At 63.5% G+C, this 15,615-nt stretch carries 17 protein-coding genes; 4 read left to right on the forward strand and 13 right to left on the reverse strand.

The window, feature by feature from the left end:
* Positions 1-13: 13 nt before the first annotated feature.
* Genes flgE through flgB form a run of 4 tightly spaced genes read right to left on the reverse strand, consistent with a single transcriptional unit; the run spans position 14 to position 2,869 of the window.
* Positions 14-1,303 (reverse strand): flagellar hook protein FlgE, encoded by a 1,290-nt coding sequence (flgE, locus tag KAQ61_RS18200; RefSeq protein ID WP_210930067.1) that lies wholly within the window; start codon positions 1,301-1,303, stop codon positions 14-16.
* 17 nt (positions 1,304-1,320) lie between these two features.
* On the reverse strand, positions 1,321-1,986 hold the full coding sequence (locus KAQ61_RS18205) for a flagellar hook assembly protein FlgD (protein WP_043382769.1): 666 nt from the start codon (positions 1,984-1,986) through the stop codon (positions 1,321-1,323).
* A 23-nt stretch (positions 1,987-2,009) separates the two neighbouring features.
* Positions 2,010-2,414 (reverse strand): flagellar basal body rod protein FlgC, encoded by a 405-nt coding sequence (gene flgC, locus KAQ61_RS18210; protein ID WP_042413612.1) that lies wholly within the window; start codon positions 2,412-2,414, stop codon positions 2,010-2,012.
* A 29-nt stretch (positions 2,415-2,443) separates the two neighbouring features.
* Positions 2,444-2,869 carry a flagellar basal body rod protein FlgB gene (gene flgB / locus KAQ61_RS18215; RefSeq protein WP_210930068.1) on the reverse strand — a complete coding sequence of 142 codons (426 nt, stop codon included), beginning with the start codon at positions 2,867-2,869 and terminating at the stop codon, positions 2,444-2,446.
* Positions 2,870-3,039: 170 nt separating this feature from the next.
* Here flgB and flgA point away from each other — a divergent pair, with 170 nt between their 5' ends.
* From flgA to KAQ61_RS18230, 3 genes are all read left to right on the forward strand, one after another.
* Entirely contained in the window at positions 3,040-3,780 is a 741-nt protein-coding gene (gene flgA / locus KAQ61_RS18220) for a flagellar basal body P-ring formation chaperone FlgA (RefSeq protein WP_210930069.1), read from the forward strand.
* A 92-nt stretch (positions 3,781-3,872) separates the two neighbouring features.
* Positions 3,873-4,199 carry a flagellar biosynthesis anti-sigma factor FlgM gene (gene flgM / locus KAQ61_RS18225; RefSeq protein WP_042413606.1) on the forward strand — a complete coding sequence of 109 codons (327 nt, stop codon included), beginning with the start codon at positions 3,873-3,875 and terminating at the stop codon, positions 4,197-4,199.
* 113 nt (positions 4,200-4,312) lie between these two features.
* Entirely contained in the window at positions 4,313-4,678 is a 366-nt protein-coding gene (locus KAQ61_RS18230; RefSeq protein ID WP_043382774.1) for a hypothetical protein, read from the forward strand.
* A 180-nt stretch (positions 4,679-4,858) separates the two neighbouring features.
* Here KAQ61_RS18230 and KAQ61_RS18235 read toward each other — a convergent pair whose 3' ends face one another.
* From KAQ61_RS18235 to motA, 9 genes are all read right to left on the reverse strand, one after another.
* Complete coding sequence (locus KAQ61_RS18235; RefSeq protein ID WP_183303274.1) at positions 4,859-5,575, reverse strand: RNA polymerase sigma factor FliA; 717 nt, start codon at positions 5,573-5,575, stop codon at positions 4,859-4,861.
* A 4-nt stretch (positions 5,576-5,579) separates the two neighbouring features.
* Positions 5,580-6,362, reverse strand: a complete 783-nt coding sequence (locus KAQ61_RS18240; protein WP_210930070.1) for a hypothetical protein — start codon at positions 6,360-6,362, stop codon at positions 5,580-5,582.
* Positions 6,355-7,878, reverse strand: a complete 1,524-nt coding sequence (gene flhF / locus KAQ61_RS18245) for a flagellar biosynthesis GTPase FlhF (RefSeq protein ID WP_210930071.1) — start codon at positions 7,876-7,878, stop codon at positions 6,355-6,357. Before flhF ends, KAQ61_RS18240 begins: the two co-directional genes overlap by 8 nt.
* On the reverse strand, positions 7,875-10,001 hold the full coding sequence (gene flhA / locus KAQ61_RS18250) for a flagellar biosynthesis protein FlhA (RefSeq protein WP_210930072.1): 2,127 nt from the start codon (positions 9,999-10,001) through the stop codon (positions 7,875-7,877). The genes flhF and flhA overlap by 4 nt, the downstream gene beginning before the upstream one ends.
* Before the next feature lie 21 nt (positions 10,002-10,022).
* Positions 10,023-11,174, reverse strand: coding sequence for a flagellar biosynthesis protein FlhB (gene flhB / locus KAQ61_RS18255; RefSeq protein ID WP_210932004.1), 1,152 nt, complete (start codon positions 11,172-11,174; stop codon positions 10,023-10,025).
* Between the two features lie 240 nt (positions 11,175-11,414).
* Positions 11,415-12,191, reverse strand: coding sequence for a protein phosphatase CheZ (locus KAQ61_RS18260; RefSeq protein ID WP_210930073.1), 777 nt, complete (start codon positions 12,189-12,191; stop codon positions 11,415-11,417).
* A gap of 4 nt (positions 12,192-12,195) precedes the next feature.
* On the reverse strand, positions 12,196-12,585 hold the full coding sequence (gene cheY, locus KAQ61_RS18265; protein WP_042413586.1) for a chemotaxis response regulator CheY: 390 nt from the start codon (positions 12,583-12,585) through the stop codon (positions 12,196-12,198).
* 76 nt (positions 12,586-12,661) lie between these two features.
* Entirely contained in the window at positions 12,662-13,642 is a 981-nt protein-coding gene (gene motB, locus KAQ61_RS18270) for a flagellar motor protein MotB (RefSeq protein ID WP_042413582.1), read from the reverse strand.
* Between the two features lie 3 nt (positions 13,643-13,645).
* Complete coding sequence (gene motA, locus KAQ61_RS18275) at positions 13,646-14,503, reverse strand: flagellar motor stator protein MotA (RefSeq protein ID WP_043382790.1); 858 nt, start codon at positions 14,501-14,503, stop codon at positions 13,646-13,648.
* A 379-nt stretch (positions 14,504-14,882) separates the two neighbouring features.
* Between motA and KAQ61_RS18280 the strand changes: the two genes are divergently transcribed.
* Entirely contained in the window at positions 14,883-15,614 is a 732-nt protein-coding gene (locus KAQ61_RS18280) for an LbetaH domain-containing protein (RefSeq protein WP_042413579.1), read from the forward strand.
* The last annotated feature ends 1 nt before the right edge of the window (position 15,615 follow it).

Below are 15,615 nucleotides of genomic sequence, written 5' to 3' on the forward strand. Positions count from 1 at the left end.
GTGTCGGCTGCGCTTAGCGCAGGTTGACCAGGGTCGAGAAGATCTGGTCCTGGGTCTTGATGGTCTGGGCGTTGGCCTGGTAGGCGCGCTGGGCGGTCATCATGCCGACCAGCTGGGCGGTCAGGTCCACGGTGGATTCCTCCAGGGCATTGCCCTGGATCACGCCGAAGCTGCCGCTGCCGGCCGAGCCGTACACCGGTGGGCCGGAGTCGTTCGAGGCGACCCAGTTGTTGTTGCCATCGGGCTGCAGGCCCTGGCTGTTGGTGAACTTGGCCAGGGCCAGCTGCGCTTCGGCGCGGGTGACGCCGTTGGAGTAGGTGGCCATCAGCGTGCCGTCCGAGGCCACGTTCACCGCGGTGAGTTCACCGGTCGCATAACCGTCCTGGGTCAGCTTGGCCACGGAGAAGGCGCTGCCCATCTGTGTCACCTTGCCCAGGTCGATGTCCACTGGCCAGGGGCCGGGGTTGGGGTTGTTGGGGTTGGTGGTGGTGACGGTGGTGGTCAGCGTGGTGCCGGTGGGGGCCGCGAACTGGGGCACGTAGCCGGGATCCCCGGGGTTCAGGCCACCAGGGTCGGTCGCGCCGCTGTAGGCGGCCACGGTTTGCAGCTTGCCCGTGGAGCTGAACACCATCTGGCCGATGGGCATGGCATTGGGGTCCAGGCTGTTGTACACAGTCCAGGTGTTGGCGCCCGACTTCTGGAAGTACATGGACAGCGGAGTGGCCATGCCTTGTTCGTCGAACACTTCCAGCGACGTGCCATAGGTGGAACGTGCTGGGGCGGGCACGGCATTCTGGTCCACGCGCGCGTCCAGGTTCAGCGTGGCGGTCACGGTGCTGGTCTGCTTGGCGGGTATGGGGGTGCCGGCCGGGAACACCAGGTTGCTCAGGGCCACGCTGGTGCGCAGACCGGTGGTGGGGTCGACGGTGTAGCCCTGGACCTTGTCGCCATTGACCGTGACCAGTTCGCCGGCCTTGTTCAGCTGGAAGGCGCCGTTGCGGGTGTAGGCCGTGCCGGTGCCGGTTTGCACCACGAAGAAGCCGTCGCCGTTGATGGCCATGTCCAGGCCGTTGGCGGATGGGGTGGTGACGCCTTGCGTGAACTGCTGGGACACAGCGGCCACGCTGACACCGATGCCGGTGTTGGTGCTGCTGGATGCACCCATGGCGCTGGCCACCATTTCATTGAATTCAGCGCGTGAGTGCTTGAAGCCCACCGTGTTGCTGTTGGCGATGTTGTTGCCGATGACGTCCAGGTTCTTGCTGGCAGCGTTCAGGCCGGACAGACCGTGATAGAAACCCATGGTTGACTCCTACGAATTTAGAACACAGCCTTGACGCTGTTGTAGTTGATGCTTTCACCGTTCGCCAGCTCCAGCATGAGCGAGCCGTTGCTGATGCTGGTGGCGACCACCGCGTTGGGCGACAGCGTGGTGGACTTGACCGCGGCTTCGCCGTTGGTGGCGGTGACCTTGAAGCGCAGGTCCATGCTTTCGCCGGTGTAGTCGCTGCCGTCCCAGGTGAAGTAGTTGCGGCCCGCGTTGGCCGAACCCATTTCGATCGTGTCCACGAGCTTGCCGTTGGCATCGGTGATGGTGACCGTGACGTTGGAGGCCGAGGCATCCAGGTCGAAGGCCGCCGTGCCGGTCAGGTGCTTGGTGCCGTCCTCGGCTTCCTTGGCGGCCAGGCCCAGGTGGTTGCCGGCGGACAGCACGGTGTGGCCGATCATGGACACACCCTGCAGCATCTGCATGGAGGCGAACTGGCTGGTCACGCTTTCCACGGTGCTGTTGAGCTTTTCGATGCCGCTGACGGTGCTGATCTGCGCCATCTGCGAGGTCAGCTGCGAGTTGTCCATCGGACTGGTGGGGTCCTGGTTCTGCAGCTGGGCCACCAGCAGGGTCAGGAACTGGTCCTGCATGTCCGCCGCAGTCTTGGGCGAGCCGTTGCTGTTGGACGAGGTGTTGTTGGAGACGCCGGAAATCATGCGTGCCTACTTTCTGTGTGCGCTTATTGGCCCAGCTGCAGTGTCTTCAGCAGCAGCGACTTAGCGGTGTTCATGACTTCCACGTTGTTCTGGTAGGAACGGGAAGCCGAAATCATGTTGACCATCTCGTCCACGGCATTGACGTTGGAGTGGGTCACATAGCCCTGGGCATCCGCCAGCGGGTGCTCGGGGTTGTGCACGCGGCGACCGGGGGTGTTGTTTTCGGTGACGTCCTTGACCTTGACGCCGGCCGCCCCTTCGGGGCCCATGGGTGCGGTCTGGAAGACCACTTCGCGGGCCTTGTAGGCCTGGCCATCGGGGCCGGCGACGGCGTCGACGTTGGCCAGGTTGGAGGCCACAACGTTCAGGCGCTGCGACTGGGCGCTGATGGCACTGCCCGAGACGCTGAAGATGGAGAACATGGACATGGCGGTGGTTTCCTTGTAGGTCGGTGCGCTTACTGGCCGGTGATGGCGCTGAGCATGGTTTTGGCGCTGCCGTTCAGAAAGCGCAGCGTGGCTTCGTAACGCACGGCGTTATCCACAAAATTGGCACGTTCACGGTCCAGGTCGACCGTGTTGTTGTCCAGGCTGGGCTGCGAGGTCAGCGAATAGCCCAGGCGGCCCTTGCCGTCGGTGCCGAACTTCTCGGTGGGCAGGGGCATGTGCTGGCTGTGCGTGGTGCTGGCGGCCTGCAGCGCCTGGCGCACCGAGCCGTTGTCGCCCTGCGCGGCCTGCAACGTCTTGGCGAAGTTGAAGTCCCGCGCCACATAGCCGGGGGTGTCGGCGTTGGCGATGTTGCTGGCCAGTACCCGCTGGCGCTCCGCACGCAACAGCAGAGCGTCGCTGTGGAAGTCCAAACGTCCGGTCATTTTGTTGAGCATGCGAATCCTTGTGCGGTGTGAAAAACGGAATGCGGGGCGCCCCAGTCGGGCGGACTTTGGCACGTGCAGTGATTATGGAAATCCGCCGTATTTGCTAAAGCGCGAAGAAAGCAGGCTTGGGTGGGTACTTTCGGGGTTTAAAAGTCGCAGGGCTGACTACAGTGGCTGGCATGCCCCATGACCTGTTCTCGACCGCCGCCCCTCTCCGTCTTGCACGCGCCCTGGTGCGCACGCTGGCCAGCGTGGCCGTGGGCGGTGCGGTGCTGGGGGTTGGGGCGCAGGACCTGGGGCAGATCAGCAGCGAGTGGCTGCAGGGTGCACTGTCCAAATCGGCCGAGATGCAGACCATGCCGTTGCGCATGGAAGTGCAGGTGGGCCGGCTGGACCCACGGCTGAACCTGGCGCCCTGCCAGAATGTCGATCCCTACCTGCCCAGCGGCAGCAAGCTGTGGGGCCGCACCCGCATCGGCCTGCGCTGCGTGGAAGGTGCCAAGCCCTGGAATGTGTTCCTGCCGGTCACCATCCAGGCCTTCGGCCCCGCCTGGGTGCTGACCCACAATGTGAGCATGGGCGAAGTGCTCACTTACGATCACGCCATGCAGGCCGAAGTGGACTGGGCCGAGTCACCCCATGCCATCATCGCCATGCCCGAAGATTGGGTGGGACAGACGGCGGCGCGCAACCTGACATCCGGGATGGCCCTGCGCCAGACCATGGTCAAGGCGGCGCAGATCCTGAAACCGGGTGCCACCGTCAAAGTGATTGCCCAGGGCGGCGGCTTCATGGTGACCGGCACTGGCCGGGCGCTGGAAGGTGGCGCTGCCGGCCAGAACATCCGGGTGCGCATGGACAACGGGCGCACCGTCACCGGAACCGTCAATCCGCAAGGGGAAGTCTTGGTTGCACAGTGATACAGACGGATTTGAAAGAAAATACTCAAGTTATCTTTCACGCCGCCGATAGCAAGACTACAGAGCCCGGAGCGGGGACATTGGAGAAAAACATGAAGGTCGGACAGAACACCAACGTCGAAATGCTGGCAGCCAAGCTGCAGCAGAACGCTGCGCAACAAGCCCAGCAAAAACAAAACGGCACCGCCAGCGAGGTGGTGCAGCAAACCCGCAGCAATGCGGCAGGGGTGCCCGTGACCATGTCGAATTCGGCACGTTCCCTGGACCAGAACAGCAAGACCTCGTCGGATGTGGACATGGCCAAGGTGCATGCCATCCGCGAAGCCATCGCCAACGGTACTTTCAAGGTGAATGCCAGCGTGATCGCCGACAAGATGCTGGTGGACGCCTCGGCGCTGCTGGGTCTGTCCCGCGCCTGAAGCCTTCCCGGGGCGTTGGCCGCCGCTCAGCCTTCCGACCTTCGGCTGAACGGATCGACCAACGCCCCAACTCCATCTGAACCCGCTCAACCTGCGCCTGTCGCGCCCGCACCATGCAACTCAGCGAAGCCCTGGAACAAATTGACGGCATGATCGACCTGGTCAGCGCCCTGATCGTGGAAAACCAGCCCGAATCCACCGAACAGGCCATCCGCCAGCTGCGCGACGGCATGCAGGCCTTCGCCGGTCTGGCCCAGCGCTTTGGCGCCGAGCAGTTCACGCCCGAGAACGTGCAGCGCATGCAGGCCATGTCCGGCCGCCTGACGCAGATGCGCGGCCACATCTCCAAGGTGTCGGCCATTACCGGCCAGCAGCTGGCATCGCTGATCCCCGAGCAATCGGTCCACCACACCTACGGCGGCGCCAAGCAGCCCGGCAGCGCCGCCTCGGTGGCGCGCATGTACCACATCAGCGGTTGATCTTAAAAAGAGAGCGCATGGCGCTCGTCTTTCGGGTGTTTGCGGCACAAATGCCTTGCAAACGCCGGAATCACCTGCGGTGACCGCTCCTGAAAAAATTAAAGCGCCTCATGAGGCGCTTTTTTTGTGGGCGGGGAGGACTGCGATGCCGCACGGGGTGCGGCCGGCTGTGCCGGGTCGTCAGTGGGCCCGCATCTTGGTGCGCAGGCGCGCGATGGCCTGGCTGTGCAGCTGGCAGACGCGCGATTCGGTGACTTCCAGCACGGCAGCGATTTCCTTGAGGTTCATGTCGTGCTCGTAGTACATGCCCATGACGTACTTTTCGCGCTCGGGCAGGCTCTCGATGGCCTGCACCAAAGCGGTGCGCATGCGGTCGTCGCGCAGCAGGCTGAAGGGGTCGGCATCGGCATCGGCCACATGGCGGTCCAGGAAGCTGCCGTTGTCGTCATCGCCGGGGGTGATGTCTTCCAGGTAGACCAGCTGCGTGCCGCGCACCTTGGACAGCAGGGACTGGTACTCGCCCAGCGCCAGGTCCATGGACTGGGCGATTTCCGATTCCTTGGGGGCACGGCCCAGCTGCTGCTCCAGCCGGTGGATGGCATTCTCGATGTCTTTCTGGCCCTTGCGCGAGCTGCGGCTCATCCAGTCGTTCTCGCGCAGCTCGTCGAGCATGGCGCCGCGGATGCGCTGGCCGGCAAAGGTCTCGAACTGCACGCCCTGGCTGGCCTCGTAGCGCGACAGGGCATCGGCCAGGCCAATCATGCCGACCTGGATCAGGTCGTCCAGCTCTACATTGGGCGGGAGCTTGGCAATCATGTGTTGCGCGATGCGACGCACCAGCGGGGCATGCTGGCGAATCAGCGCATCGCGGTCCAGTTGACCATGGGCGGTGTACATCGACTCAGTGGCTCCACACAGCAGGCGAGGAAGAAGAAAACGCCGCTTCGCGGGCCGCCATCTCTTGGGGCGGCTGCACGGTTTCGGCGTGCTCCAGGCATTGTAGGGCCCAGCGTTGCAGGTGCCGGGGTTGCAGCGGATCGAATTGTTCGCACAGCGGCTCGGCCTGCAAATGGCGCAGCGCACACTGCGACAGCGATTTGAGCACCGGGTCCAGCCCGTAGTCGGCGGGGCGCATGGCCACCAGGCGCGGCATCAGGCCGCTGCCGGCAACCACCTGCTTGAGGGCGCGGTAGCTGCTGACCACGTTGCGCGACTGCGCCGGCACCAGCTGCAGCGGCGCCTGGCGGCAGCCTTGCAGCATGCCCACCAGCAGGGGGGCGGGGGCCAGCAGCACCACCAGGGCGTGGTTGCGCACATAGCGGTACAGCAGATCCAGCGGACGGGTGCCGGTGACCGAGGCCTTGTGCTGCAGCTGCACCATGCCGCGCGCTGCGGGCAGGGTGGCGACGCTCAGCGGATTGCCGGTGTCGGCCGGCAGGGCGGTGTGTGCATAGCCCAGGCGCGGCTGCAGCAGATCCTGCAGCCCGGGCAGGGCGGGGGTTTCCTGTTCGGTGCCATCCAGCACCACGACGGGGTAGCCCTGTTGCTGCAGCTGGGCGCAGGCCATCCACAGGGCGGCCGCGTCGGCGCTGTCACCGGAGGGCACCACGGGCAGCACGCGCAGCGAGGACTGCACGCCCTGCCAGCGCAGGCCGGTACCTTGGTGCCACACGCTCTCAAGCATGCAAGGCCCCTTGGGCGTTGCCGATGGACGATTCCGTGAAGTAGAAGTCCATGTCCAGCGACGAGGGATCGAAGGCCGACTTGGTGTGGGCGCGCATGGAGGTGGCGACCAGCTCGCTGGCATTTGCACGCTCGAAATCTTCGGGCACGCGCTGGCCGTTGGTGATGCCGCGCAGCACCATCTGGTGGCGGATCAGGGCGTCCAGGGCGGGGGCCAGCTTCACGGCCTCGTCCAGCTTGGACAGGATGGTCTGCTTGCAGCCGTCGCGCTTGAAGGCGGCCAGGGATTCGTCCAGCGTATCGCCGTGGGCGCCGGCATTGGCCACCAGCAGGCGTTCCACGCCGGGCAGGTTCAGCACTTCCAGGATGTCGTCCTTGCGCGGGTCGCGCGGGGCCACGCCGGTGGTGTCGATGATGACCATCTTCTTGCCGGCCAGCAGGCCCAGCAGGTCCTGCAGGGCGGCCTTGTCGTGCGCCAGGTGGGCCACCACGCCCAGCATGCGGCCATAGGCACGCAGCTGCTCGTGGCCGCCGACACGGTAGGTGTCCAGCGTGATCAGGCCCACGTTGTGGGGGCCGTGCTTGGCCGCGCACAGGGCGGCCAGCTTGGCGGCCGTGGTGGTCTTGCCCACTCCGGTGGAGCCGACCAGGGCGAACACGCCACCCTTGTCCCAGATGGGCGCCTCAGCGCGGTCGGTGCGCAGGTTGCGTTCCAGCACCTGCATCAGCCACTTCAGGGCCTCGGCGGGGCCGTGGTCCTGGGGCAGGCGCTCCATCATGGCGCGCGACAGGGCGGGCGAGTAACCGGCGCGGATCAGCTTGAGCATCAGGTTGCTCTGCAGCGGATTGGTGCGGGTCTGGTTCATCCAGGTCAGGGTGTTGAAGCGCTCTTCAATCAGCTCCTTGACGGACTGCAGCTCGTGCATCAGCGCGGGGGCGGCGGCCGGTGCGCTGGCCTTGCGGGGTTCGGCGGGCAGCTCCACCGCCAGACCGCGCAGGGGGTTGTGCTTGATGACCGACGGGGCGGTGGGCAGCGGGGCGCTGTCGCGCACGGCATCCAGGCGGTTCTTGCGGGCGAAGGTGGGCAGCGCCTCGGTGGCGACGCTGTCGCTCATCTCTTCGTTGCGGCGGCGCAGCATGCGTTCGCGCACATAGTCCTGGAAGGACAGGGTGCTCATGGCCAGCTGCTCGGTGTCTTCGGCCACGCTCTGGCGTGCACTGGCCTTGATCACGGGCTTGGCCAGCTGCAGCTGGGGTTCTACGCGCAGCGGGGACTTGGGCGCCTGCTTGGGGGCGCGGGTCTCTTCGGCCTCGCGCGCCTGGATGGCGGCCATCAGGCCAGGGCTGGTGGTGCGGCCCTTGTCCAGGTTGCCCAGTGCGTCTTCCGCGGTGGCCATGACTTCCACGCCATGGGCCGTGGGGCGGTTCGACAGGATCAGGGTGCTGTCACCAAAAGCGGCTCGCGCCTTGTCCAGTGCCTCGCGGGACGTGGGGGCTAAGAAGCGTTGGATGTTCATGCGTTTGCACCTTTAAGAATGGGGCCGATGCGGATGGTGTGGGTCTCGGGGATTTCGCTGTGCGCCAGCACCTGCAGGCGTGGGGCCACACGGCGCACCAGGCGTGCGATGGCGTTGCGAATCGCGTCGGGCACCAGCAGGCAGGCGGGCATGCCCAGCTCTTCCTGCTTGTTGGCGACCTCGGCCGCGCGTTGGGTCAGCATGTCGGCCACACCGGGGTCCAGCGAAGGCGCTTGCGGGTTGGACAGGGCTTGCACCAGCAAGCGTTCCAGACCGGGCTCGATCGCTATGACGTTGAGTTCACGGGTGGGGCCGTAGATTTGTTGCACGATGGCCGGCGACAGGGCGATGCGCACGCGGCGCGCCAGTTCTGCGGCATCCTGGGTCGTGCCGGCGTTCTCCGCCAGCGTCTCGATGATGGTGCGGATGTCACGGATGTGCACAGCATCCTCCAGCAGCAGCTGCAGGACCTTCTGGAACGTTGTGACGGTGACCATCTTCGGAATAACTTCTTCAATCAACTTGGGCGCGGACTTGGCCACGTGCTCCACCAGTTGTTGCACCTCGTTACGGCTCAACAGCTTGGCAGCATGCATTTGCATCAAGTGTGACAAATGTGTCGCCATCACAGTTTCCGAATCAACGACCGTAAAACCGGCCATTTGTGCCGCTTCCTTCTGGCGTTCGTCGATCCAGTGGGCGGGCAGACCAAAGGCAGGATCGGTGGTGGGGGTGCCGATCAGCGGCGTGCTGATGCCACCGGGGTTGATGGCCAGGTACATGCCGGGGAAGGCCTCGCCTTCGCCCACCATCACGCCGCGCAGGGTGATGCGGTAGGCACTGGGCTTGAGCTCCAGGTTGTCGCGCACGTGCACGGCCGGCGGCAGGAAGCCGACTTCCTGGGCAAACTTGCGGCGCACGCCCTTGATGCGGGTCAGCAGGTCGCCCTGGCGCTTCTTGTCCACCAGTGCGATCAGGCGGTAGCCCAGCTCCAGGCCCAGCAGGTCCACGGGCTGCAGGTCGTCCCAGGTGGCCTCGCTGTCCTGGGCGGGTGCGGCCAGTGCACCGCTGGGTGCGCTGCTGTCGGCGCCGGCGGCACCGCTGGCGGCGGCCTGGCTCTTTTGCTGCTTCTTGCGGTGCACCATCCAGGCGCCGTAGCCAAACAGGCTGCCCATCAGCAGGAACACGGTGTGGGGCATGTTGGGGATCAGGCCCAGCATGATCAGGATGGCGCCGGTGATGGCCAGGGCGCGGGGCGAGGCCAGCATCTGGTCGGCGATCTGCTTGCCGGTGTCGTTGTCCTTGCCGACGCGCGAGATGACCATGGCCGACGCCACGGAGATCAGCAGGGCGGGGATCTGGGCCACCAGCGCGTCACCCACGGCCAGCAGGACGTAGCTGTTGGCGGCATCGCCGGCGCTCAGGCCGTGCTGGGCCATGCCGATGATGAAGCCACCGATGATGGTGATGATCAGAATCAGGATGCCGGCCATGGCGTCGCCGCGCACGAACTTGGAGGCACCGTCCATGGAGCCGAAGAAGTTGGCTTCTTCCTGCACTTCCAGGCGGCGGCGCTTGGCTTCGGGCTCATCGATCAGGCCGGCGTTCAGGTCGGCGTCCACGGCCATCTGCTTGCCGGGCATGGCGTCCAGGGTGAAGCGGGCCGAGACTTCGGCGATACGCTCGGCACCCTTGGTGATCACCACGAAGTTGATCACCACCAGGATTGCGAACACGATCAGGCCCACGGCAAAGTTGCCGCCGATCAGGAAGTGGCCGAAGGCCTCGATCACCGCGCCCGCAGCGCCGGGGCCGGTGTGGCCTTCCATCAGCACCACGCGGGTCGAGGCCACGTTGAGCGACAGGCGCATCAGCGTGGTCAGCAGCAGCACCGAGGGGAAGACCGCAAAGTCCAGTGGCCGCACCATGTAGGCGGCGATCATCATCACCATCAGCGCGGTGGCGATGTTCAGCGTGAAGAAGGTGTCCAGCAGCCATGGCGGCATGGGCAGGACCATCAGGGCCAGGATGGCAATCACCAGCAGGGGGGCGCCCAGGCTCTGGAGGGCCATGCCGTTCTTGGCGTTCCAGGCTTGCAGGTTTTTGAACAAGGCGGTGCTCATGGTGGCAGTGCTTTCTAACGCTTAAGACTGTGCGGCCGCAGCACGTCGGGTGTGCGGATCCAGTTCCGGGGGCACCAGGGGCTGAACCAGCTCGCCCGGGGCAGGGGCCTCGCCGCGCATCGCGGCCTTGAGGCGGTAGACATAGGCCAGCACCTGGGCCACGGCGGTGTACAGCGTGGACGGGATGGACTGGTCGATTTCGGCGTGTGCGTATAGGGCACGCGCCAGCATGGGGGACTCCAGCACGGGGATGTCGTGGGCCTTGGCCACTTCGCGGATCTTCAGGGCCACCAGGTCGGCGCCCATGGCCACGACCTGGGGGGCCGCCATATTGCTTTCGTCGTAGCGCAGGGCCACCGAATAGTGGGTGGGGTTGGTCACCACGAAGTCGGCCTTGGGCACGGCGGTGACGCTGGCGCGCTGGGCGATCTCGCGCTGCTTCTGGCGGATCTTGCCCTTGAGCTCGGGGCTGCCCTCGGACTCCTTGTGTTCCTGCTTGACTTCCTGGTGGCTCATCTTCAGGCGCTGCAGGAACAGGAACTTCTGCAGCGGGACATCGATCAACGCCACGGCAAACACCACCAGCAGCAACAGCAGCAGGCCGGTCACGATCCAGTCGCCCACGCGCGCCAGGGCGGCCGCGCCGCCCAAGGAGGGCAGGGAGGCCATGTCCGGGATGCCGGACTTGATGTGGAACCAGCCCACCGTGCCCAGGATGAGCATCAGCAGCACGTTCTTCAGCGCCGTGATCAGCTGCTGCTTGGAGAAGACGTTGCCAAGGCCCGAGATCGGGTTGATGCGGTTGAACTGCGGCATGATGGGCTTGAGGCTGTAGATCCAACCGCCAGACATCAGCGTGGCCGCGATCGAGGCCGCATTGATCACCAGAGCAAAGATCACGCAGCCCAGGATGCCGATCCAGGCCATGTCCACCAGGCGCTCCATCATCAGTTGCGGCGACAGCACGGTCTCGGCATTGAACGACATCTGCCGGCTCAGGGCGATGCGCAGGTGGTGCATCAGCGTCGGGCCGCCCACGATCACGACCAGCGAGCCCACCCCCAGCACGGCCAGGTGGCCGAGATCGCGCGAGCGCGACGTCTGGCCGTCCTCGCGGGTTTTCTGCAGCTTCCTGGCGGTGGCTGGTAGGGATTTATCTTGGCTCGATTCCATGACGGCATGAGGGAAAGGTCTCATGCCATTGTCCGCAAGCGGCCAGAACGCTAAAGCGGGAAAAGCGCGCCACAGGCGGCGCTATTTCAACGCCCGCGGCGGTGGCGGGCGGCGGGCAATCTGCTAGGTGCCCGAGCAATGCTCTGAATACCAGAGCTGTTAGCGCTTGTTTTTCAGGTGCTTCAGAGAGAAAACTATCTAAAGTGCTTGAAATGCAAGCGCTGGCAGCTCACTTTTTTCTTAAAAGCCCAAACTGGCCAGCAAATCGTCCACCTGGGACTGCGAGGTGACCACGTCCTGGGCGTTGGGGTCCACCACGGGGCCTTGCAAGACCGGGTGCGCCGGCTGGTCGGCTGCCGTGCTGGGGTCCTGCACCGCTTCCTCGGGGGCGGCCTCTGCCAGGGCTGTCGCCCACAGATCGTCCGCCTGGTCGGCGGCCACGGCCGCACCGGTCGCCATGGCGGCAGCGGCGCTGACCTCGCCCGCATCCAGCAGTGGCTGGTGACCGGCCGGTTGCGGGGCGGTCTGCAGCAGCAGCTCAATCAGCTGGTTCTCCAGCGTGCCGGCCAGGGTCACCACCTTGGCGATCACCTGACCCGTCAGGTCGTGGAAGTCCTGCGCCATCATGATGTCGGTCAACTGGTTGTCCACGATCTCCGTGGCCTTTTCCATGTCTTCCAGGTAATTCATGATGTGGCCCTTGGCCACGGCCGCCACCGGGTCGGCAATCATGGACTGGCGCATCTGCTTGGTGCGCGCCACGATGCTGGACTGACGCTCCTTGGCATCGTCCACCAGGGTCAGCACCTTCTCGGCCGCCTGGCCGGTCAGGCGGGCAATGTAGGACAGGCGGTTTTGTGCATCCGGAAGCTCTTGGGCCGTCCCGCGCAGGCGGTCTGCATAGCCCAACTCGCGCAACGCGTCGTGCAGCTGGCGTGTCAGCAGTCCGATCTTGTTGTGCACCTCGCCATGGTCGAAGCCTGCGGGTGGGCCGGCGTTGGGCGGTGTGTGTTCCATGGCTTTACCCCAGGCCCACCTTCTTCAGGATCAGGTTCACCTTCTCTTCCAGCGTGGCCTTGGTGAAGGGTTTGACGATGTAACCGGCCGCGCCACCCTGGGCCGCGGCGACGATGTCTTCCTTGCGGGCTTCGGCGGTCACCATCAGCACGGGCAGGTGCTTGAGCTTGTCGTCGGACTTGATTTCCGTCAGCAGCTGGAAACCATTCATGTTCGGCATGTTGATGTCGGACACCACGAAGTCGAACTTGCCGTTGCGCAGCTTGTGCAATGCCGCCACGCCGTCTTCGGCCTCATCGGCCTCGGTGAAGCCGCTCTCCTTGAGCAGGTTGCGCACGATGCGGCGCATGGTCGAGAAGTCGTCAACAATCAAAAAGCGAAGGTCGTTGGCCACGGGGGACCCTTTCGGTCAAAAAAGCTCTGAATGAAACCTGTGCCAAGCACGGGCTTCGTCCTGTTTTCACAAATTGTCACGGAGTTTGGGCTGCAGGTGGGGGATTGTCCTGCTTTTCCGTTTCCAATTTGCTGTCTGGGTGGACAGTCGGGGTTTGCTTGCCCAGCAAGCGTTCCTCTGCCTCATGCGTCAGCACGGTGATCGTGATGCGCCGGTTTTGCGGCGCGCGTGGGTCGTCCGGGTGCAGCAGGTCGCTGGCTGCCAGCCCCACCACGCGGGCCAGTTTGTCGTTGGGCATGCCGGCTGCCACCAGTTCGCGGCGCGAGGCGTTGGCCCGGTCGGTCGACAGCTCCCAATTGCTGTAGCCGCGTTCGCCCATGCCATACGGCGCAGCGTCGGTGTGGCCCGCCAGGCTGATGCGGTTTTCCACCCCGCCCAGGGCTGAGCCAACCTCGCGCAGGATGTCGCGCATGTAGGGCTTGACCATGGCGCTGCCGATGTCGAACATCGGGCGGTTCTGGTCGTCTACGATCTGGATCTGCAGGCCATCGGGTGTCACGTCCATGCGGATCTGCGAGCGGTATTCGTTCAGCGTGGCATTGCTGGAAATCATGGCGTCAATCTTGGCGCGCAAGGCCTGGATGCGCTGGGCGTCCTGCTGCGCGCGCTGGCGCTTGGTGTCCACCTGGCGGCGCTGGCTTTCGCTCTCAGCTTCCGAGCGCTTGACCTGGCCATACACCTTGGTCAGGTCGTTGCCGCCCCCGGGGATGACGCTGGAGCTGTTGCCCGAGCCGTCGCCCCCGGCCATCGCCACCTTGAGGGGCGAGTTGAAGTACGCGGCAATCCCCTGCAGGTCCCCCTTGGAGGTCGAGCCCAGCAGCCACATCAGCAGGAAGAAGGCCATCATCGCCGTCATGAAGTCGGCATAGGCAATCTTCCAGGCACCGCCGTGGTGACCGTGTTCACCCTTCTTGACGCGCTTGATGATGATGGGCTGCAGCTTCTTGTCATTCGCTGCGCCCGCGGCTGCGCCGCCGGGCTGGTTGGGTGGCGGCATGGATTACTTCCTCTTGACGTGCTCTTCCAGCTCTAGGAAGCCCGGACGCTCGGTCGAGTACAGCACCTTGCGGCCAAACTCAATCGCTGTGGGTGGGTTGTAGCCCTGCATGCTCGCAATCAGCGTGCACTTGATGCACTCGTATTCCTTGGCGGCGTCCTGGTTGCGCTGCTCGATCAGCCCGGCCAGGGGTTCCACCAGGCCATACGCCAGCAAAATGCCCAGGAACGTACCCACCAGCGCCGAGGCGATCATGCCGCCCAGCACCGAAGGCGGTTGCCCGACGGAACCCATGGTGTTCACCACCCCCAGCACCGCTGCCACGATACCAAACGCCGGCAGGGCACCGGCCAGGCGCTGCAGCGCCGTGACCACACGGTGCTCCTCCTGGTGGTGGGCATCCATTTCGTTTTCCATCAGGGACTCGATTTCGTGCGAGTTCAGGTTGCCCGACACCATCATGCGCAGGTAGTCGGTGATGAACTCCACCAGATGCTGGTCTGCCAGCAGTTCGGGATATTTCTGAAAAATTTCCGAATTTTGGGGCTCTTCCACATCCATTTCGATGGCCATCAAGCCTTCCTTGCGGGCCTTTTGCAGCAGGTCGTACAGCAAGGCTAACAGGTTCATGAAGCGGCCTTTGTTGTGCTTGGCGCTTTTGATGCAGCTGCCCAGCGCCGATGCCGTCGCCTTGAGCACCTTGGGCGGGTTGGTCACGATGAACGCGCCCAGGGCGGAGCCGCCGATGGTGGCCATTTCGAACGGCAGGGCTTTGGCAAGCACACTCATGTTGCCGCCATGCAGGGCATACACGCCGAAGATACAGCCGAAGGCGATGATGTAACCAATAAGTACAAGCATGGCGGTGATTTTGTCAGACTGAATGTCGATCAAAGGAAGGAACTGGTGTGAAAGCCAGCGTCTCTTCTTTGTTTTGGGTGGGGGATGGCTCGGTAAGCTCGGATGCACAAGGTGGGCTACCTGCCAGTTATCGGCAAGTTCGCCTGTTCCTTGAATGCTTTGTCCTGGCGGCTTGTTCAGCAGGCAGGCCACGGCCCGCCCTTGTCCGCCGGCGCCCAGATGTCCGTGTTTTTTTTCTGACGGTGGCCGTTTCTGGCGGGCGTGCCAAGACATCCGTGCAGGTGTTTGTATGCAGTGCACCTCTGTCTGCGCAAAGAGCAGGTTTGAGTGAAGAACATGCAGCGACTGATGGCAATCACATATCTCAACTGACAGATCAATGAATATTCAGACAGAAGAAAATTTTTGTGGCCTAGACAAAAAATCACCATTGTCAAAAAATTTTAATATCCTGAGATATGAAGATGGTTCTATGTCAACCATTCCTCATGGGTTCTTCAGGGACTGGTTGGATAATGATTTGTTGGATGCGGGTTTTGGTGATTTTTATATTGGAAGATGTTCCGGTGTTGGTGTCGGATCTGTGGTGAAGTATGACACGGCCACGCAGTCACTCAAAATAGGAAGATATGTTGCAGGTGGTTTGCGGCTCAAGTTTATTTTGAATGGTCAGCATGATATGGAATCTATCTCCATCGCCATGCTTTCTTTTTTGGCTGACGGTTTGAAAAATACGCCTGTACCGCAATACCAGGACACAGTGATCAAGAATGATGTCTGGATTGGTGACGAAGCGATGTTCCTCGGTGGCAGCGTTGTGGAGAATGGTTGCGTGATCGGGGCCCGAAGTTTGCTTCCGCCTAACTTTAAATCGGAACCATATGGTGTTTACGTTGGCTCACCAGCGCGGTTAGTAAGATTTAGATTTTCGGAAAAAATCCGTGAACTCCTTTTGCAACTGGAGTGGTGGAATATGCCCCTGAACTGGTTGCGAGTAGAGAATGATAAATTTCTCTTGAACCTCGCTCGGATGGCAGAAGGTGCTGCGATAGATGTGCTGCAGGGTTTGATAGAGAGTAAAAAGCAAATGCTTAAAAAGAGCAGAGGGTAAA

The organism is Comamonas aquatica (assembly GCF_018064205.1).
Lineage (GTDB): Bacteria > Pseudomonadota > Gammaproteobacteria > Burkholderiales > Burkholderiaceae_C > Comamonas > Comamonas aquatica.